Here is a 19,428-nt window from a genome sequence, read left to right on the forward strand (position 1 = left end):
CTTCGCAGACCGACTACTCTGCCATTGATCCTGCCAGAAGCCCGCCGCGGTGTCTACCCCCTTGTGCGAACATTAACTTTCGTTAACCACCGCCAGCCCGCGCCGTGACTGCGGTCGCGCGGTCATGCTTCAGGGCTGGCCGTCGGGCGGCTCGAAGACCTCCAGAACCCCGACAGCCTCGCGCTGGTGCCCTACGAAGACTCGCCCGTCGCGACCGACGCCGTCTTCTCGATCAATGCCGGCTTCAACACGCCGGGCAGCGGCCAGCGCCTGAGCGGCACCAGTCGGCTGAATCCAAACGGTCCGCTCTAGCGCAAGGACCGGCCGGGACCGGGCAGCGCAGCATCATCCCGGCCCCGGAGTTGGCCGCGAGGTCGTTGGTCCGCGGAGCAGACCCTACGGCACCCCCGGACACCTCGACCACCCGCTCAGCGCGCCCCGGACGCGGCCAGCAGCGGATGGCGAAAGCAGTCGATGGTGTGATCGTTGACCATGCCCACCGCCTGCATCAGGGCATAACAGATGGTGCTGCCGACGAAGCGGAAGCCCAGCCGCTTGAGTTCGCGGCTCATGCGGTCCGACTCCGGAGTCTTGGCGGGGACCTGCGCCAGGCTCGCCCAGGTATTCTGGCGCGGCACCCCGTCGACGAAGCCCCATAGCAATGCGGACAGGGTCTGACCGCGCTCATGCAGGGCGAGCAGCACTTGGGCGTTGCTCACCGTGGACTCGACTTTGAGCCGGTTGCGGACGATGCCGGGGTCCGCGAGCAGCGCCGCCACCCGCACCGCGTCGAAGCGGGCAACGGTTTGCGGATGGAAGCCCGCAAAGGCCTGCCGATAACCCTCGCGCTTGCGCAGAATGGTCAGCCAGGAAAGGCCGGCCTGGGCGCCCTCCAGGGTCAGCATCTCGAACAGGTGACGCTCGTCCCGGTTGGGCACCCCCCACTCCTGATCGTGATAGGCCCGATACAGGGGATCGGACCCGCACCAGGCGCAGCGTACCTGGGTGTCGTCGTTCATTGGGGCAATCGGTCGAGGATCCCAAAGAGCGCCTGACCGATGCGTGCGTAATCATCCGGTGCAGCAGCCAGAATGCGCGCGGCCTCCTGCACATAGGGCCCCGGCACCAGTTCGGCGGCGCAAGCCGCGGTGATGCCCGCGACACTCTCCGGGGTCGACTCCAGATGGAACTGGAGACCCAGTACCCGCCCGTCATAGAGAAACGCTTGGTGCGCACAGGCGGCACTCCCAGCCAGATGCAGCGCACCCACGGGCAGGTCGAAGGTATCGCCATGCCAATGAAACACCTGGAACGACGGCGGCAACCAGCCAAACAGATCAGAGGCCTGCCCATCCGGCGTCAGTTCGATCGGCAGCCAGCCGATTTCCTTGTGCGCATTGCGATACACCCGCGCGCCCAGCGCGGCGGCGATCAACTGGGCACCAAGACAGACCCCGACCAGGGTCTTGCCGGCGTCGATGCTCTGCCGGATGAAGGCCTGCTCGGCGCCGAGCCAGGGGTATTCGGCGGTATCCCCCACCCCCATGGGACCGCCCATGATCACCAGCCAGTCGAACGCGGCCTGGCCGGGCGGCTCGGCGCCGTCGTAGAGCGGGGTCACGGCCAGGGTGTGACCGCGGGCGCAGGCCCAGTCGCTGATCCCAAAGGGACCTTCAAATGGAACGTGTTGCAGACACTGGATACGCATGGTTCAACAACCCGGCTCCTCAGGGATCAGTTCCAGGGCGCTGTTGATCAGCGCGCCGGCGCGATAGAGTCCGATCAGGGTCTTGGCATCGGAGATGGTGCCGTCGTTGCACCAATCCAGGGCCTGATTCAGCGGCAGCCAGTGGACCTCGATCACCTCATCGACACCATGATCGTGCGCGCTGACGGCGAGATCGCGCGCCAGCCACAGGTAGATGATCTCGGTGAAGACGCCGGGCGAACTGTGCATGAATCCCAGGTCGATCCATTCCGCGGCCGTCACGCCCGCCTCTTCCGCCAACTCGCGGGTGGCCGTGGTCAGGGGCGACTCGCCGGGGTCGATCTTGCCCGCCGGCAGTTCCCACAACCAGCCGTTCCCGGCATGGCGGAACTGGCGCAGCAGACACACCCGCGACTGCGCATCCAGCGCCACCGCCGCCGCCCCGCCGGGGTGACGAATGATCTCGAGAACGATCTCCCGCCCGTTGGGCAGTTCGACCGTTTCCAGACCGACATCGATCACGCGGCCCTGGAAGATGGACTCGCGTTTCAGGATTCGGTTTTCGCTCATGACAGGACCTCTGTGATTGGCATCCACCAGCCCGGCCGCGGGTTGACCGTGCGCCTCGTCGGGTCCGGCCGATCCCGACACCGACCCGTGGCGCGCCTGACCCTTTGAGTCAACTCCCCCGGCTTCACCGCCTAAACTAACGAACGCCGTCCGATCCCACAAGCCGAATCAAACTGGCGATCAGAGAAGCTTGATCAGCGCGGCGATCAGGAACGGTCAGCCAGGAAAGGGCAGCCTGGGCGCTTCGCCAATCCGCCAATCCCTATGTCTTGGCAGTAGGCTCTGCTATTATTCCTCTTTCTCTGTTTATTCCTTGCGTGCAACAGCCTCGACGTAACGCGGTTCCTGCGACACTGCGGAACCATCGCGTGGTGGCCACCTTGGGCACACCTGCTTCAGATCGGCGCGCACCAGCATCCAACACCCTAGCCATCCATCATCATCGGAGGCTCGCCATGACTCACCCCGTGAAAACAGCCCTAGTTCCTGCACTCTGCTTCGGCTCTTCGATCCTCTTGGCCGGATTCTGCACGCCGCCGGTACTTGCGCAGGAGGGCTGCGCGACCATCCCGGAACCGGCCGGTTGGTGGACCGGCGATCAGACCGCAGACGACCTGCTGGGCGTCAACCACGGCACGCTACGTAACGGTGCCACTTATGCCGCCGGCCTGGTCGGGGACGCCTTCAGCTTCGATGACCGCAGCAGCGCACACGTCACAGTACCAGACGCTCAGGCACTGGATGTCGGCACTGGGGACTTCTCCATGGAGGCCTGGATCAAGACGAGTTCCACCAAGGACATCGGCACGATCCTGGATAAGCGGGGGTCAGGCTACGTCGGCTATAGTTTCTTTATCGGTAACGGCGGGATTGGGCCCAACGTTCAATTAGGGGACGGAACGACCACTGAGAATTTTGGCGCGCGTCGTTTCATCGCGGACGGACAGTTTCACCACGTCGCCGTCGCCGTGCGTCGGAACGTCAACGATGGCATCAAACTCTTCCTGGACGGGACTCTTGTAGCAACCGGCGACCCGACCGTCGCTAGCCGCAGCCTGGACAATACCGTGCCTATGCTGATCGGTGGGCATTCGTTCGATTCTTGGCGGACGTTCGACGGTGAGATCGACGAATTCACCTTATTCAAACGCGCACTCACGGAGGAGGACGTCAGGTCGATCTATCGTGCCGGCAGCGCGGGCAAGTGCAAAGGCGAGTCCTTCGCTCAATTCAACGCCCGCGCCGAACTGAACCTCGGCAAACGGGCCAACGACGATGCCTACCAGATGAGCGGCTTCCTGAGGCTGAGCGCGGGCAGTGACGGGATCGATCCGCTCACCGAGCCGGTGACCCTGAAGGTCGGCAGCTTTTCAGCCACGCTGCCCGCGGGCTCCTTTGGGCAGGACGGCGATACCTACCGTTACGCCGGCCGCGCCGGCCGCTCCTGGCTGATTGTCAAAATCTCACCCTTGGCGGCGCCGGACCTCTACAGCTTCCGCTCCACCTTGGTGAAAGGCAATCTCGCCGGCACGACGCTACCGCCAAAGGTGCAGTTGTCGATCGGTAACGACCAAGGCGAGGTGACGCTCGATCTCGCCCGGGTCAGAGTCGGCCATGGACAGTTCGGCGAGAAATGGCTGTCGGAAGATCAGTAACCGCAACAACACTATAACGCGCGGCGTTGCTGGGGCGGGACACCGCCCCGGCGTAAAATACCCGCGCGGACCCGGAAGATGTCGGGTACGTCGATCTTGCCGTTCTTGCGCACGTCCATCACGCCGATGTCTTGCAGGAGTTTTAGGAGGGAGGCCATTTGACCGTCATCCGTCTCAAACATATTCGCCAAGACGAGATCGATCGGCGCACGGGTACCGGTATATCGGTCAAGAATCTCCTTCACTACACCGGCTAACCGCCAACGACTGTAGATCTCGTCTTTCAACGCGGGCACCGAGGCACCGTGCAAGGGTTCCAATGCCTGGGACACCCAGGGATAATCCTCTTGCAATTCCGCCAGACGATGATCGAAAGCGGCGCGGACGCCGTTATTGATGTCGTTGAAGTCGATAGCCGACGCAGTGGGGGCGTGCGCATGGTCCGCGGCGGCCTTGAGTGCCTTCAGGAAGGTCCTCGGCGACACCTCGCCGCGCGCATCACTCAAATGCAGCGGCATCCAGGTATAGGGAGCGCCACGGTTCTTTCCCCTCCCCATAAACGCCCCGGCAATCACCTCGAATACCCGCCGTTGCTGATCTTCGCTGGTAACCAAGTCCTGAGGTAATCTGGACGGATGGTTCGATCCGGGGACAATGCCGAAACCCTGACAAACCGCCCGAATCGCCTGGGTGGATACGGGGGATCGCAGCAACTCAAAGTATAACAACGCGTACAGGTCGGTGGGGCGCCACCATAGACGCAGGGCCTCACCTCGGATCTTCGAGCCGTCAGGAAATTGGAAGAGGGAGGCATTCTCGAATTGGTCAGGGCGCATGAAGATCTTGAGTCGGATCGCCTTGTAGCTCTTCATCGCCAATGCGGTCTGTAGCAGCCCTTTGGTCAACTCATTGATGCGGCTCCAATCGTCCGCCATCTGCTCCAGAATTGAAGTCCGCAACCTGGACCGATCCATCAGCAGCCAGGCTTTCCTTATCGTAGAGAAATTCGGCGCAGAGGCCATGCAACCGATCGCGGAAGTCAATCCGCTGCTGGGCCGATGAGGGCGCTTTTGCCTGGACGAACGACAGGTGCCCGCGCCAATCCCGGTAGCCACCAGGGCCAGTTCCGAAGCAATGCAGGAGATGAGCGAACAGATAGCGATAACTCAGAAAGGTCTGGGGTTGATCCGCGCCGAAGAACAGGATCTCCGCACCTAGCGCAAGCAATGCCGGCGCACTGGATTCCGCAAGTCCGGCCCGCGCATCGATCAGGATCACGTCATATTGAGCACGTGCAGCGAACCGGTCGACCATTTCGCGGACTTGATGGGTAAACGAGATCGGACCATGGCTGCCCGCATCCTCGCCATGGGCTCGCGACAGCTTCGCCAGCATGGTCTCCGGGTGCTGGTCGGTCACCCGTCCGACCACCGGCACCACATCAACCGAGCCGTCAGTGAACGGGCTGACACGGCGGTCCACCATGCGGATGATCCGCGGCCCCTCTGCCGGACGGTCAGGCAACACGACAGAAATCTCGCTGGCCGCTTGATCCTTGACCAAGGCAGCAGCCATCCGCCCATCAATGACCGGCCGCGTGGACGCATAGGCACCCAACGTCTTGCTCAAGCTGGCTGCGAGGGCCTGGGCACCGGACAGCGACTCACGGGCGACCATAAGGCGGCCTTCCCCATCGCGCACGAAGACCGTCGCGTCGTCGAGCGGAACCCCTGCAGCCTCGACCTCAGCCACCAAGCGCCCCAGGCTTTCGTGAAATCGCAATGTCACAAGAATATCCTCAGACCATCAGCACGAGCCGCCACAGGAACAGTTCGGCATCCTGCGCCCAGCGCGCGCAATCAGCGGGGTCCACCGGAGTGCATTGGTCATCGGCGTAGCGGATGTCGATTGACCAACCCTGAAATCGGCCAGCAAAAGCCGAATCGTCGACCACCGACTGGATCTGGGCGCCGATGCGTCCGCTTGCGAACAAGCGAATGTCGGCGATAAGGTCCCGAATTATCGGCGTCAACTTAGGAAAATGCTTCCCCATCGGCGTGTTTGTACGTTTTATGCCACCCGAATCCCACGCCTGGGCCACGCCGGACTTGAACAGGCCGTATTTCAAGGCGTTCTCACCGACCAGTCCGTAATGGTAGGCGGCGTCGTCGGTTTCGCCGTCGGCTTCCAACCGTACGGCCACGCGATGATGTCGCTCGGCCGCGACACTGTATCGCTCGGTCATGTGCTTTCCCCGAATGCCGGACACGAACCGCGTCCGCGGCAAAACATCGATACTCAGTGATTTCGGCGTGACCACGGCTTCTGGGGCAACCGCATCCGATACACCCGAGTAAGCTCGGAAGTATCCGGACTGTCGATCGTCCGGTCAACTTTGCTGATTTCCGTGCGGACCGACCAAGATAATGAAGTTGCGGCAGATGGATCGCTTACGCCAGCCAATCTTGAGGTGTCGGCCAGCAGCTTTAGGCGGAACCGGTACTAGTACCCCGTTCCAACTTAAGCTGCGGCGTCATTCCGGCAGGATGCCGGAATCCAGTGCCATGGATGGTAGCTCGCAGGCACTATGGATTCGCAGGATTAGCTGGAACGGGGTACTAGGATACAGACCCGCCGGCCAGACGCCCGACGAAGACATAGTAAGGAACACGCAGCCCCGGCAAATAGGGCACCGCGGCACGGTGTTCCGACAACTGATGGTCGGGCAGGAACCCGCGCAGGGCGCGCAGGTGGTCGGGCGTGGGCCGCACCCCGTCGTGCGCGAACCAGCGCGGCCAGAACCAGCGGGTCAAGGCGCCGTGCCGCACCAGGCCCGGCGCGGGCGCGACGTCCGAGCAGTAGAAGTCGACCACGCCCAGGGCGCCGCCCGGCTTGAGCATGGCGAGCGCGTTGCGCAGCGCCGCTTCCCAGTCGGGGATCATGGTCAGCGAATAGGAGAAGTAGACCAGATCGACCGGCGCCGCCGGGCGATAGGTGCAGGCATCGGCCTCCACCACCCGCACATTGGGCAGACCGCGGGTCCGCTGCCGCGCCTGCTCCAGCAGGGCCGGGCACAGGTCGACCAGCGTGACCGACCCCAGGGTCGCCAGGCGCTCGCCGAGAAATCCCAGATTGCGCCCGGTGCCGGCGCCCAGTTCGACCACCGCCGCACCGGGTTTGGGAGCCAACCGTTCCATCAACTCCGCCCGGCCGTGCAGCAGGCGCTCACGGAACGCGTCATAGTGCGCGGCCTGGGGACCGTAGAACCCTTGCAGCCGTTCAGCCAGGGTGCCGCGACGGGGCTGGCCGCGCACCAGCCGCCACAGGATCTGGGCATCGCTGACGCCCATGGTCAGGCCCCGACCAGGTCGGCGACATGGAAACCGGCATAGGTGTGCACCCGATCCTGACGCTGCAGGTCGCGGGCCATGGCGTCGTGGAAGACCAGGCGTTCGCGCAGTCGCGTGCGTTGTTCGCCGAGTTCGATCAGGTCCAGGTAGGCCGGAGCCGCGTGGGCGCTGCGGAAGATCACCCGCGCGCCCGGCGCGGCGCGGTCCAGGATGGCGGTCCACTCCTCGGCCAGCGCCTCCGGGTAATAGGAACTCATCCAGTCCATGTGATCGAGCAGCACGAACTTGGAAATGCGCTCAGGGGTCGACTGGAGAAAGGCGGTCACGGTACAGGTATGGGGTACCACCCGATCGGCGAGCCCCGCTTTGAGGGCCTGGAAATTGTCGCGTTTCAGGTACTCCGGACAGCAGGTTTGCGTGTAATGCCCGTTGATATAGACAGTCCAGAAATAATTAGTCCAGACCGGCAGTTCGCGGAACACATACTCGACCGCCTCGCGGATGAAACCCGCCACCCCGCGGTGATGCTGCGCCTGGACCTGGCGGCGCTGGGCATAAGGCACCCCGAGCATACTCATGGTCAATTGCCGCGACAGGGTCCAGTTCATTCCCGGTCCCCACATCAGCGGCTGAACCCGGGTGTCATAGATGGTTCGCTGATCCTCCAGGCTGCCGGCCTGAAACAGTTCCCCGACGCTCGCCGCCAGGCGCGGGCGGACCTTCAGGTAGGTGTGAAAGGCGCGGGCCACAGTGCCGGACAGCCCCTGGAAATAAAAGCTCCCCTGCCGGCGGCTGAACCAATGCAGGCGGTCGTCCCAAAACTGTTGGGCGAACGGCGAGAGATCGGCCCGCAAAGCGTCATGATAGACCTCGCGGAAAGACTCATGAACACCGCTGCCGAACAAGGCGAAGAAGTCCTCGAAGGCGAGGCGCCGGATACCGGACAACTTCAGCTCCAGCAGGGCCGTCTGCCGCGGATTGGCATCCACCGCGTGGATCCGCCGCGGCCCCGCCAGGGCATAATCCAGCACGTTACACCCGGCGCTGGTGATCACCAGCAGGGTATCATCCGGGCGCAGGTCCAGGGCGATGCGGTCCACCGCGGGATCCTCCCAGCAGGTGTTGTACACCAGTGACCTGGCATAGATGGCGTTGAAGACGGCCTGGTCGATACGATCACGAAGGGTAAGGGCAGCTTTCACGGCAGGTCTCTGGGTGAGGTCGTGGGGATCGGCTGGGGCGCAAGTCGGGAGAGTGTACCGACCTGAAGTGACCTGGCGATGACCCCCTGATGACCATGATGTGACCCCCGTTCCGCTCGGAATACCGGGCGCCTTGGTCATCGAACCGTAACCCGTTGTACATAGAATCGCGGCTTGCATCCGCCCCGGCGCACACCGGGGCGGCCCCATGTCGCCAAGAACCAGGTCAGTGTGACGCCCCTGAGACGACACCCCGACCACCGCAGGACCGCAGCACCATGACCACCATCCTTGTCGTCGACGATGAACCGGATATCCGCGAGGTGATCCGCTTTACACTGGAGAACGCGGGCTTCGACGTGATCGAAGCCGGACATGCGGACGAGGCGCGCAAACAACTGACGCTCGAGAATCCGGACCTGATCCTGCTGGATTGGATGCTCCCCGGCCGCTCCGGACTGGACCTGGCCCAGCAACTCAAGCAAAGCCCGAAGACCCGCGCCGTGCCCATCATCATGGTCAGTGCGCGCGGTGAAGAGGAGGACCGGATCAAAGGGCTGGATACCGGGGCCGATGACTATATTTCCAAGCCTTTTTCACCGCGTGAAATGGTCGCCCGCATCAACGCCGTGCTGCGCCGCGCCCGGCCGGATGAGTGCGCCGAGGAGATCGAGATCGGCGGACTGCGCATCGACAATGTGAGCCACCGGGTCAGTGCCGAAGGCACGCCGGTGGAGGTCGCACCCACCGAGTATCGGCTGCTGCACTTCCTGATGACCCACACCGACCGCGCCTTCAGCCGCTCCCAGTTACTCGATCAGGTCTGGGGCGATCAGGTCTATGTGGAGGAACGGACGGTCGACGTGCATGTGCGGCGCCTGCGCAAGGCGCTGGAGCCGACCGGCCATGACCGACTCCTGCAAACCGTGCGCGGCGTCGGCTACCGCCTCTCCGACAAGACCTGACCGTGAGCGTTGAGCTGGGCCTCCTGGCGCTTGCCGCCGCACTGGGTGTGGCACTGCTCCTGTTCGGCGTCCCGCCGGCCTGGGTGTGGCCACTGGTGCTGCTGCCCTATGCCGCGCGCCATCTGTATCACCTGCTGCGGCTGGTCCGCCTGATCCGCCGCCAGCACCGCCTGGTGCCGCCCTTCCCGCGCGGCCCCTGGGGCGACATCTATCGCGGCATCGCCCAGTACCAGCAGCGCGGGCGCAAGCGCCGCAAGCGCCAGATCCGCTCCAGCCGCCGCTTCCGCGAGGCCGCGGACGCGGTGCCCGACGCCCTGGTGACCCTGAATAAACTGCAGCAGATCGACTGGGCCAACCCGGCTGCTGCCGAACTGCTTGATATCCACTGGCCGCGCGACGACGGCCGCCGACTCGCCGATCTCATCGACCATCCGGAACTGGTGACCTTCATCGAGACCGGTGAGTACATGCGTCCGCTCGACATCACCCCGGAGCATAACCGCGCCCTCACCTTGTCGCTGCGGATCGCACCCTTCGGCGAACGCAAACGCCAGCGGCTCGTGGTCGCCCGCGACATCACCAAGGTCTATCACCTCGACATGATCCGCCGGGATTTCGTGGCCAACGCCTCCCACGAGCTACGCACCCCGCTGACGGTCATCACCGGATTCCTGGAAAACCTGGCGGACGCCCCGACCTCCCCGCCCGCTCACCGTCGACCGCTCACGTTGATGCAGCACCAGGCCGAGCGCATGCGCTCCATCATCGACGACCTGCTGACACTGTCGCGGCTGGAGATGGACGACCAGGACACCAAACAGGTGTCGGTGGACATCGCCGGGGATCTGGCCCACATCGTCCATGAGTCCGAGACCCTGAGCGCCGGCCGGCATCACTTCAGGGTCGCCGTGGACGCGACCCTGCTGCTGGTCGGCAATCCGGTCGAACTGCGCAGCGTCTTTGCCAATTTGATCCACAACGCGGTGCGCCACACGCCCGACGGCACCACCATCGACATCCGCTGGGCAGCGGATGCGGACGGTCCGCTGTTCACGGTGGCGGACGATGGCGAAGGCATCCCGGCGGAGCACCTGCCGCGGCTCACCGAGCGCTTCTACCGGGTGGATCGCGGCCGCTCGCGCGCCTCCGGCGGCACCGGACTGGGGCTTGCCATCGTCAAGCATGTACTCAACCGGCACGGCGGCCGCCTCCTGATCGCCAGCACCCTGGGCGTCGGCTCCCGGTTCGCCTGCCAGTTCCCCGCGGCACGGGGGATGGTACGGCAGGACACCGAACTGGACTTGGATTATATTCGCCGCGTCGCAACTCCTGAGGCGGAGCGCGACTGGTCGTGAGCCCGGACAGTCGCGCGCCCGGCGCCTGCGGCATCGCGCTGGGGTACAAACGCCACGGCTGACGTCGTGGACTCCAGCGGTATAGTCCCGGTTCCGGTTGTCTCGACCCGCCAGGACTGGCAGAATCAAGAAGGCGGAAGCCTTGGACTCCAGGCGTCTTGTATCGCGTGCCGCCTGCTTCATGGACCCAGTGTGGCTGCCGATACCAAATCAACTGACGACTGACCTGATTGCTTCCCTCAGGAACGCGCACCCCGACGCCCTGCCGCGTCTCACGGACCGCCGACAGCCATGCTTCCAGGTTCGGGTTCATCCGCCGCCTCAGGCCAGCAGTGTCACCCGCCTGCCCCACCACCTGGACCACACCCATTGCAACCGCTCAGCCCTTACCGTCTGCTGCCCCTCTTCACCGAACTGCCCGCCATCCGCCGTGTCCGGGCCTGGCTGGACCACTGGACGGTGCATACCACGACCTTCATGAAGATCGCCATCGGCTACTGCCTGATGGATTTCACCACCTATGTCGCCTATTTGCTGACCGATCGGGTGCCGTCGTTGAGCACCATCTACATCGAATGGCCCGCGGTCTTCTGGCTCTATGTCGCCGGGGTCGCGGTCGCCGCCACCTACGGGCGACGGGCACATCACCGCATCGCGCGGGTCGGCAAATCATTCATTCCCGATACCCCGGGCGGCGACCGCCTGTCCGTCTTCTATCCGGCCTTGCGCGTCTTTTCCGATCCGATCCGCTATGCCAATCGCAACCCCAGATACCTGAATCGGCTCGCCTACCTGATGATCGGGTTCGCGCTGCTGGTTCTGGTTCGCGTTCTGTTCTTTCTCGAAACCGTACCGACCGACGGCGCTCATGCCATGGAGCTGATGACCTTACTCACGATCCCGATCTTCTGTCTGATCGTCCTGTTCGAGGAATATTATCGCGGCTATCTGTTCCAACTGCGTTATGTCCGCCGTCTCAATGCCAGGACCAAAGTGGCTGAGCAGGCTATCCACGCCGCCGATATTCTGCGTGCCAAGAACAAAGAACAGGAGGATGTCATGGCCCTGGTCGCACACAAATTCCGCGGTTCGCTGGACCGCATCGTCTATAATACGGACCATGAGAACAGCCCCTGGGTGCATCGCGAGGCGGTCAGCACCATGCGCGGCCTGCTCGACATTTTCGGCCTGATCTCGACCGATACCGAACTGCTGCGACGCAAGCTGCAGCAGGACCATACCGGCGACTCCAGCCTGGAGCAAGTCGCCATCCGCTCACTGGGGCTCGCACTCGGACAACTGCTCTCACGGCGCGGGAGCGAACGTATCCAGCAACACTTCCTGAGCTACGCGCGTGACAACGCGCTGGTCCCGGAGGCCACCCGACTGCGCGATTGGCATGAGCGGCACCTGCGCCTTGGTGAACAGTTGCGCGGCCAGTGGGAGCAGTCACTGATGGAACTGCTCCCGCGGGCAGACCTGCCGCTGCTGTGCGAGTGGGTCGGTGCCCGCTGTTTTCCGCTGCACACCCACGGGTTCGCGGACGCACCCATCCGCTTCACCCCCTACGGCACCACGGAATCGTTCTTGACCATCCTGCTGACCGAGTCATTCACCAACCTCTTCAAGTATTCGACGTGCGCGGATCACGCGCCGGCGCGCGCCTGGTTCGACGTCGCCGACGGCCACGTCCAACTGGGCTTCAGCAACCCCACCACGCCGAGCGCCGCGGCGATGGTCAAGGGGAGCGGGCGCGGCCATGATTTCTTACGCTTACTCACTGAGAAGCTGGACGGGCAGGTCAACGCTGCTGCCGACGGCCATCAATTCACCCTGGTCTTGCAGTTACCTGCAAACCTGTTCCTGGAGTAGGGCCAATGAGCCATTTTCTGTGGATCGAAGACTTTGAAAGCGATATCCAGGCCACCGTGGATCAGGTCTTCGGCCTGGCCGATGCGCCGACTGCCGTGCAAGACCTCAAAGAATGGCTGGAGGACCGCGGCGTCACACTCAAGACCACCTTCTTCGCCGCCTTGCGTTTCGTTCGTGATCCACTGCGCTTGAGCGAAATCGACTATGTGGTCATCGATATCGACCTGAAGCCCTATGAGGATTACGACCTGGATGACCCGGAGTCGGTCGCCGAGATCGACAGTTTCTTGCGGGAAAAAGGCTATCTGCGGGAGCAGCGGGGCGACAGTCAACCCCTGGAACCCGTGTGGCGTGCCGCCGTCAATGAATTGAAAAAAGTGGCAGGCTATCACATCTTCACCGAACTGCTGATCGAGGCCGGGTTCCCGAAGCGGCACATCCTCTTCTGCTCGAATCACGGGGATCAGCTCACCTCCATTACGCAGGCATTTGCCGCGGCGAAACTGCACCCCCCGGTCATCCATACCAAACGGGATACCGAGGTCAATCGCTGGATCCTTGATAAGCGCAAGGACGAATACTCGGTCTTGCGCCGCGGAATATTGCGCGGCTGTGCCGCCGCGGAGGCAATGATGGACCAGGGTGACGGGGCCGCTTTGGTTTTCTCGCTCTTCTTCAAACGAGAGGACGAACCGGAATGGCCGCCGGGACCGGCCTGTCCCGTCTATGTACGCGACTATTTGGGCAGCCTGACCGCCCTGCTGCCCTTGACCGCACCGCGGCCGGCGGAACAGCGCAAACAGCGTTATCGGATCTTCCTTCACGCCCTGAGCCGGGAATGGGACAATCGCGCCAAGGTCAATCACCTGCAGGACAAGGGCACCTACATGGCCGCCTACGGCACCATCCTGAAGGAAGTCCGCAATTGGACCTCGCATACCCAACTGCTCGATGACCTGAGCGAAGCCGATGTGGCCTTCATCTTCATGGCGAACCTGCGCGCCATGTTCGCCTTTCCACCGGAATTGCAGCCGCATGAGCGACTGCTGCTCGAACTGCTCGGCCGCGCCTTTGGGGAGGTCAGTGAAGACCTGGCCCGTGAACTGATCGGCGAGGATGCGCCGGGACGCAAACTTCCGCTGGATCGCGTGTATTTCGAGACCAAGCGGATGCTCGGCGAACGGCGCAGCGCCGACGACAATGACCCCTACTACGATCAACTGATTCGCGAACTGGAAAAGGACACCTCAAACCGCGTCGATGAACGCGACCGGCACTTCTTCCTGCAAAGCCTCTATCGCATGTTCTGGTTCTACCCCAGCCGCATGAAGCGGGTGAAATACGGATGGGCCCCCTCGAGTGATTCCGGGACCACGACCCTGTTCCGCTATTTTGATTACTCGCGCAACCAGCAACACAGTTTCGCTTTCCACTTGGCGCGACATATCCTGATCCGCAGCTTCCCGGAGACATTTGCGCGACTGCGGGGTGAGACGAATCCGCAACCCTGAAAACATGCGGTTATCACACCAGATCGATGTCGATATCGACACCCAGACCCTGGCCCTCTTGGCGGGAGGGCGGGTATGCGCCCGCTACCCGGTCTCGACCGCCCTGAACGGCGTGGGAGAATTGAACGGGAGTGGCTGCACGCCGCGCGGACTGCATCGGGTGCGGCTGCGCATTGGCGCGGGCTGTCCGATCGGCACCGTGTTCCGTGCCCGACGCCCCACCGGCGAGATCTATGGACCTGAACTGGCGGCGGCCTACCCGGACCGTGACTGGATCCTGACCCGTATCCTGTGGCTCTCCGGCTGCGAGCCAGGCATCAACCGCGGCGGCAGTGTCGACACGCTCCGCCGCTTCATCTACATCCACGGCTGCCCGGACTGCGTGCCTTTGGGAGAACCCCGCTCCCATGGTTGCATCCGGATGCACAGCGCGGACCTGGTGGACTTGTTCGATGCCACCCCGGTGGGGACGCCGGTGCAGGTCCGCACCGGCCTCGATCAAGATTACGCCCACTTGGGCTCGCCGGGTGCGTAGTCAGGCCATCCTGGCCTGACACCGTCAGGGCTGGAAGCCCTGACTACGCACGCCGCCGGCCGGGATTACGATCAAGGCCTCCGCACCCGCGATTGCGGTCTTACTCCCCATACCCCCCACGCCCGGTCCCACGGATATCACGGGCGAAATAGCTGACGCGGCCGGCGGGAATCACGGTCACACCGCCCGGCGTCACCGTGTAACGCTGACGGTCCTTTTCCGCATCAAAACCGATGCGCTCGCCCGCCTCGATGAGGTTATGGCGATCCACGATCACGTTGCGCAGATGGGCCCCGCGAGAGACCCGTACATAGTCCATGACGATACAATTCTCCAGAACCACGTCATCCTCAATGACCGTCTCGCGCCGGATGATGGAGTTGGTGATGCGCGTTCCCTCATGGATCACGGTGGCCGAGCCAAGCAGACTGTTGCGGATTTCACCGCCCTGGATGCGCGCGACCGGCCCCTGGTAACTGCTGGAGAATACCGGCCACTCGGGGTTGAACATATCGAACGTCGGCTGCGCGCCGAGCACGTCTTTATGGGCATCGAAGTAGGCGTCGATGTTGCCCACATCGCGCCAGTAGACGCGGTCCTCGTAATCCTTGATCCCGGGGATGATGTTGGTGGCAAAGTCATAGGCGAACAGCCGATGGGTTTGCAGCAGCCGCGGCAGCACATGGTGGCCGAAGTCGGTCTCGCCGGCCTCCTGGGTCTCGCGCAGCGCTTGCAGCAGCACATCCGTGTTGAAGACGTAGTTGCCCATGGAGGCATAGGCCTGGGCGGGGTCGGTGGCCAAAGGCGTGGGATGGGCCGGCTTCTCCTCGAACGCGCTGATCTGCCCCTGGGCATTGGCGGCAATGACACCGAACGAGGAGGCATCCCGCAGCGGCACCGGCAGGGCGGCAATGGTCACATCCGCCTGGCGATCTTTGTGGAAGTCTACCATCTGCCGGATATCCATCCGATAGATATGATCCGCCCCGAACACCACCACCAGGTCGGGCCGATGCTCCTCGATCAGGTTGATGTTCTGGTGAACGGCATCCGCGGTCCCCTGGAACCAATGATCGCCGGAACGCATCTGCGGCGGCACCACGGTGACGAACTGACTCTGCAGCAGGGGCGAGATGGTCCAGGCTTTGCGGACATGCTCGATCAGTGACTGTGACTTGTATTGCACCAGCAGATAGATGGTCTGGATCTGCGAATTGACCAGATTGCTGAGCACGAAATCGACGATACGGTAGCGGGAACCGAAGGGCACGGAAGGCTTGGAGCGGGCTGAGGTCAGGGGTTGCAGTCGCGCACCTTGGCCGCCGGCCATGACGAAGGCAATGATTCGATCGTTATTCATGATTCCTCCACGTGCCCGTGGTCTGGGCCCTCAGTGATGTTACCGCCCGCAGCAAGGGCGGTGGCGCTCCCCGAGACGCATGTCAGCACGGGCAGCGACCATGATGTACCCGCTTCGCCCGCCTCACGACGGTGCGGGCGCCTTATGAACCCTCGTCCGGCCTTGGGACGCCCGATGCCCGCCAACGGCTGCCGCGCCGCCGCGTCCATCCAGATCCTTCGCCCGCGTCCTTGCCCGACCTTAAGAGTAGGCATGGTACGGCAGAAATGCCCAAGTTTCTTGCTCTACCGACCAAGGCCCCGACCATTTTTGTTGAGCGGCAGGGCGCGCGGCCTTGCTGATCGCTCCGGCCGACCGTGCTCGGTCCGCGCCGCGGACCCGCCGGTCAGTCCGCGATCCATAGATCCGTTGCCAATCGCTTGAGGTTAGGTCGGATTGCTGATGTGATCGGCGGGCTGGGTAGACTGATCATGGCGCGTCGATTTATGCTACGCTTTGTAGGCACACATATGCGAGGCCTTCCATGGAAACGCTTGATGTCTTCTCCGTCCGGGATCTCCGCACCCGCTCCGGCGACCTGCTGAAGGACGCCGAGCTTGGCCAAATCTCCCTCATCACGAAGCACGGCCGTCCTGCCATCCTCGCCTTGCCGTTCGACCGACGGCTGCTGGACCAAGGGGTCCACCGCGCCTTGGCGCTGAGTCTGTTCGAGCGCCGGCAACTGACACTGGCGCAAGCGGCCAAAGTTGCCGGGCTGTCCTTGGGCGAATTTATCGACCTGCTTGGGTCGCTCGGCCTGGCCGCCGTGGACTACCCGGTGGAGGAATTAGCGGGCGAATTGGATGCCGCACTCTGACCGTATCCTTGCGAACAAGGTCGTCGTCGCGGACGCGGGACCTTTGATCGGCTTGGCCCGCATCGACCGTCTGTCACTGCTGATCTCCCTTTACGGGTCCGTGCTGGTTCCCGAAATCGTTCTGGCCGAGCTGTGCCTGGATTCAGACCGACCGGGAACCCGGGTGTTGTCGTCCGCCCATGCCGCGGGCGTAATACAGCCGCGACCGCTTGCCCAAAGCGGTGACCCGGAGCTTGACCGTCTGTGTCTGTCGCTGGACCTCGGGGAGGCATCGGCGATTCTGCTAGCCGAGCACACCCGCTGTCGCTTCCTGCTGATCGACGAGCGCCGCGGCCGGGAGATCGCCAGGCGCCGCGGGCTCCCGGTGGTGGGCCTGGCCGGGGTGCTGTTGGCCGCCAAACGGTCTGCTCTGCTGGACCGCGTCGAGCCGGTGCTGACCGAACTGTCGCGGCAGGGCTATCGGTTAGCGGACGGGCTGGTCGCCGAGGTCTTGCGTCTCGCCGGCGAGGCGGGTCCTGGCCGCTGCAACGGCACACCTGAACGGAATGGCCTCGTGCTTGATACGCAAGCGCCGTAGGATGCGGTGAGGCACGGACACTGGTGGCGAATTCGCTAACCTACTGAAACCCAGCGCCTCCAGATCCTGCTATCAAGGAGTTACGGGCTCTCTGGGCATTTCGCCACCAGTGTCAGGCACGAACCGCATCATGCACCGGCAACGGCTTGCAGCATTCGCCACGATTGTTCGTTCCTCACCGCACCCGACGGATTCGCGCCGGCTGGAAGCCGGCGCCACAAGGCTAGAAGTCCAGCCGGCTGATCTGCGCCTGGGTCGCCGTGTCCTTGATCAGGACCTGTGCCCCACCCGCCGCCAACACCCCAAGCACGGCGATCTCCGGGCTGCCGTTGCCGTTCAAGTCGGGTAGCACCGCCAGGTCCAGCGGTGCGAGCTGATCAAACCAGAGGTTACGCACCAGCGCACCGGTGACGGCATCGTGCAGTTCGGTCTTGAGCTGACCAGCGGCGTCGCGGCCCAGCACCGCCAGTTCGGCCACCCCGTTGGCATTGCGATCGGGCAGCGCGGCCACCTGGTGCGGCGTGAAGTTCCGGTTGTAGTAGACGAACCCGAGTTGCGCGGCAGTGGCGGCATCCGCCGTTTTCACCACCACGCCCTTGGTCCCCTGCCCCAACACCGCGACCTCCGGGGTGCCATTGCCGTTGGCGTCCGGCACCGCGGCCAGGTTCAGCGGGGTCGTCCATTTCGGCGACCAGAGGACCTTGACCAGGGCCGCGTTGCCGCTGTCACGCAGTTCGACCCGCGGCTGACCGGCGGCATTGACCCCGAGCACGGCGAGTTCCGCGGCACCGTTGCCGTTGGCGTCGGCCACCGCGGCGAAATCCACGGGCTGGAAGGTCTTGGCGAAGAACACTTTCCCCAGCCCGGCGCCGGTGGCGGCGTCCTTGATCTCGGCGGCAATCGCGCCGTTACCGGCGTTGATGCCAAGCACCGCCAGTTCCGCCGCGCCGTTGCCGTTACGATCGGGCAGCACCGCCAACCGCTGGGGCGCGAAGGCGGGGTTGAAGGCGACCGCGGTCAGGCGCGCGCCGGTACGGGTGTCGCGCACTTCGACCTGGACGCCGCCGTTCGCGGCATGGCGGCCCAGCAGCGCCAATTCCGGGGCACCGTTGCGGTTCTGGTCGGGGACCACGGCGAGATCGAGCGGTGCATACCCCTGATCAAAGACGAAGGTCTGGATCAGGGTCCCGGTGACGGCCTGCTTGATCTGGGCGGTCACCGTTCCCGCTGCGGCATCGGCGAACAAGACTGCGAGACTCTGGGTGCCGTCGCGCGCCAGGTCACCGAGGGCGGCGAGCCAGGGCAAGGCTGCCGCGGGTGCGGTCGGCAGGTCCGCGATTTTGGCGACAAAGGCATCCGCAACTCCATTCAAGTCAGGCTGCCGGGGCTGGCGGATCGGGAAGTCGGTGGATGCGGTATATCCCGTTAGGTAGGCATTCCCGGCGCTGTCCACGGCGATGCCATAGCCAATGTCGGGGTGGCTGCCACCGAGGTAGCTGGCGTAGACCAGCGTGGCGCCATTGGCGCTGAGCTTGGCGACAAAGGCATCGTAAGATCCACCGCCGAAGTCCGCCTGCGGGGCCTGACGGGTCGGGAAGTCGGTGGAGGCGGTGTGTCCCGTCAGGTAGGCATTTCCGACGCCATCCACGGCGATGCCCGAGCCCCAGTCACACCCTGTACCGCCGAGGTGGGTCGAGTAGACGAGCGTAGCACCATCGGCACTGAACCTGGCGACAAAGGCATCGCAAGATCCACCGTGGAAGTCCGGCAGCAGGGCGTTGCGGGTCGGGAAGTCGGTGGAATTAGTATATCCAGTCAGGTATGCACTCCCGGCGCCGTCCACGGCAATACTGTTACCATATTCTAACTCGCTGCCGCCGAGGTAGGTGGAGTAGACCAGCGTGGCGCCATC

Annotated in this window: 19 protein-coding genes; 9 read left to right on the forward strand and 10 right to left on the reverse strand. The window is 63.8% G+C overall.

Going from position 1 to position 19,428, the window contains the following annotated elements:
• The first annotated feature begins 186 nt into the window (after positions 1 to 186).
• The gene (locus QZY03_RS04795; protein ID WP_295578635.1) at positions 187 to 312 is read left to right on the forward strand and encodes a hypothetical protein; all 126 of its coding nucleotides are present in this window, start codon (positions 187 to 189) and stop codon (positions 310 to 312) included.
• Positions 313 to 428: 116 nt separating this feature from the next.
• On the opposite strand, the gene QZY03_RS04800 is transcribed toward QZY03_RS04795, so the two are convergent.
• From QZY03_RS04800 to QZY03_RS04810, 3 genes are read right to left on the reverse strand one after another with little or no spacing between them, the layout of a single operon-like run.
• On the reverse strand, positions 429 to 1,019 hold the full coding sequence (locus tag QZY03_RS04800; protein WP_295578636.1) for a DNA-3-methyladenine glycosylase I: 591 nt from the start codon (positions 1,017 to 1,019) through the stop codon (positions 429 to 431).
• Positions 1,016 to 1,708 carry a type 1 glutamine amidotransferase gene (locus tag QZY03_RS04805; protein WP_295578637.1) on the reverse strand — a complete coding sequence of 231 codons (693 nt, stop codon included), beginning with the start codon at positions 1,706 to 1,708 and terminating at the stop codon, positions 1,016 to 1,018. The genes QZY03_RS04800 and QZY03_RS04805 overlap by 4 nt, the downstream gene beginning before the upstream one ends.
• Before the next feature lie 3 nt (positions 1,709 to 1,711).
• A complete protein-coding gene (locus QZY03_RS04810; RefSeq protein WP_295578638.1) occupies positions 1,712 to 2,278 on the reverse strand; it encodes an NUDIX domain-containing protein in 567 nt (188 codons plus the stop codon).
• Positions 2,279 to 2,733: 455 nt separating this feature from the next.
• On the opposite strand from QZY03_RS04810, the gene QZY03_RS04815 reads away from it, so the two are divergent.
• A complete protein-coding gene (locus QZY03_RS04815) occupies positions 2,734 to 3,933 on the forward strand; it encodes a LamG domain-containing protein (RefSeq protein WP_295578639.1) in 1,200 nt (399 codons plus the stop codon).
• Positions 3,934 to 3,944: 11 nt separating this feature from the next.
• Here QZY03_RS04815 and QZY03_RS04820 read toward each other — a convergent pair whose 3' ends face one another.
• The 5 genes from QZY03_RS04820 to QZY03_RS04840 all read right to left on the reverse strand — a co-directional run bounded on the left by QZY03_RS04820 (position 3,945) and on the right by QZY03_RS04840 (position 8,485).
• A complete protein-coding gene (locus QZY03_RS04820) occupies positions 3,945 to 4,868 on the reverse strand; it encodes a hypothetical protein (protein WP_295578641.1) in 924 nt (307 codons plus the stop codon).
• Positions 4,840 to 5,721: a hypothetical protein gene (locus tag QZY03_RS04825; RefSeq protein WP_295578642.1), complete on the reverse strand. Its 882-nt coding sequence runs from the start codon at positions 5,719 to 5,721 to the stop codon at positions 4,840 to 4,842. The genes QZY03_RS04820 and QZY03_RS04825 overlap by 29 nt, the downstream gene beginning before the upstream one ends.
• 10 nt (positions 5,722 to 5,731) lie before the next feature.
• A complete protein-coding gene (locus tag QZY03_RS04830) occupies positions 5,732 to 6,178 on the reverse strand; it encodes a hypothetical protein (protein WP_295578643.1) in 447 nt (148 codons plus the stop codon).
• 373 nt (positions 6,179 to 6,551) lie between these two features.
• A complete protein-coding gene (locus tag QZY03_RS04835; RefSeq protein ID WP_295578644.1) occupies positions 6,552 to 7,283 on the reverse strand; it encodes a class I SAM-dependent methyltransferase in 732 nt (243 codons plus the stop codon).
• 2 nt (positions 7,284 to 7,285) lie between these two features.
• Positions 7,286 to 8,485: a BtaA family protein gene (locus QZY03_RS04840; protein ID WP_295578645.1), complete on the reverse strand. Its 1,200-nt coding sequence runs from the start codon at positions 8,483 to 8,485 to the stop codon at positions 7,286 to 7,288.
• A gap of 278 nt (positions 8,486 to 8,763) precedes the next feature.
• Between QZY03_RS04840 and phoB the strand changes: the two genes are divergently transcribed.
• From phoB to QZY03_RS04865, 5 genes are all read left to right on the forward strand, one after another.
• Positions 8,764 to 9,450 (forward strand): phosphate regulon transcriptional regulator PhoB, encoded by a 687-nt coding sequence (gene phoB, locus QZY03_RS04845; RefSeq protein WP_295578647.1) that lies wholly within the window; start codon positions 8,764 to 8,766, stop codon positions 9,448 to 9,450.
• Between the two features lie 2 nt (positions 9,451 to 9,452).
• Positions 9,453 to 10,805: a phosphate regulon sensor histidine kinase PhoR gene (gene phoR, locus QZY03_RS04850; protein WP_295578649.1), complete on the forward strand. Its 1,353-nt coding sequence runs from the start codon at positions 9,453 to 9,455 to the stop codon at positions 10,803 to 10,805.
• 369 nt (positions 10,806 to 11,174) lie between these two features.
• The gene (locus QZY03_RS04855) at positions 11,175 to 12,677 is read left to right on the forward strand and encodes a hypothetical protein (RefSeq protein WP_295578650.1); all 1,503 of its coding nucleotides are present in this window, start codon (positions 11,175 to 11,177) and stop codon (positions 12,675 to 12,677) included.
• A 5-nt stretch (positions 12,678 to 12,682) separates the two neighbouring features.
• The gene (locus tag QZY03_RS04860; protein ID WP_295578651.1) at positions 12,683 to 14,188 is read left to right on the forward strand and encodes a hypothetical protein; all 1,506 of its coding nucleotides are present in this window, start codon (positions 12,683 to 12,685) and stop codon (positions 14,186 to 14,188) included.
• A gap of 4 nt (positions 14,189 to 14,192) precedes the next feature.
• Entirely contained in the window at positions 14,193 to 14,723 is a 531-nt protein-coding gene (locus QZY03_RS04865; RefSeq protein ID WP_295578652.1) for a L,D-transpeptidase, read from the forward strand.
• 100 nt (positions 14,724 to 14,823) lie between these two features.
• Here QZY03_RS04865 and QZY03_RS04870 read toward each other — a convergent pair whose 3' ends face one another.
• Positions 14,824 to 16,083: a glucose-1-phosphate adenylyltransferase gene (locus QZY03_RS04870; RefSeq protein ID WP_295578653.1), complete on the reverse strand. Its 1,260-nt coding sequence runs from the start codon at positions 16,081 to 16,083 to the stop codon at positions 14,824 to 14,826.
• A 523-nt stretch (positions 16,084 to 16,606) separates the two neighbouring features.
• On the opposite strand from QZY03_RS04870, the gene QZY03_RS04875 reads away from it, so the two are divergent.
• Both QZY03_RS04875 and QZY03_RS04880 read left to right on the forward strand, forming a co-directional pair.
• Positions 16,607 to 16,939, forward strand: coding sequence for a type II toxin-antitoxin system prevent-host-death family antitoxin (locus QZY03_RS04875; protein WP_020505400.1), 333 nt, complete (start codon positions 16,607 to 16,609; stop codon positions 16,937 to 16,939).
• Positions 16,926 to 17,516 carry a DUF3368 domain-containing protein gene (locus QZY03_RS04880; protein ID WP_295578654.1) on the forward strand — a complete coding sequence of 197 codons (591 nt, stop codon included), beginning with the start codon at positions 16,926 to 16,928 and terminating at the stop codon, positions 17,514 to 17,516. Before QZY03_RS04875 ends, QZY03_RS04880 begins: the two co-directional genes overlap by 14 nt.
• A 223-nt stretch (positions 17,517 to 17,739) precedes the next feature.
• On the opposite strand, the gene QZY03_RS04885 is transcribed toward QZY03_RS04880, so the two are convergent.
• Positions 17,740 to 19,428: SBBP repeat-containing protein (locus QZY03_RS04885; RefSeq protein ID WP_295578655.1), on the reverse strand; the 1,689-nt coding region annotated here is incomplete at its 5' end.

It is taken from the genome of uncultured Lamprocystis sp. (genome assembly GCF_903933125.1).
Taxonomy (GTDB): Bacteria; Pseudomonadota; Gammaproteobacteria; order Chromatiales; family Chromatiaceae; genus Thiodictyon.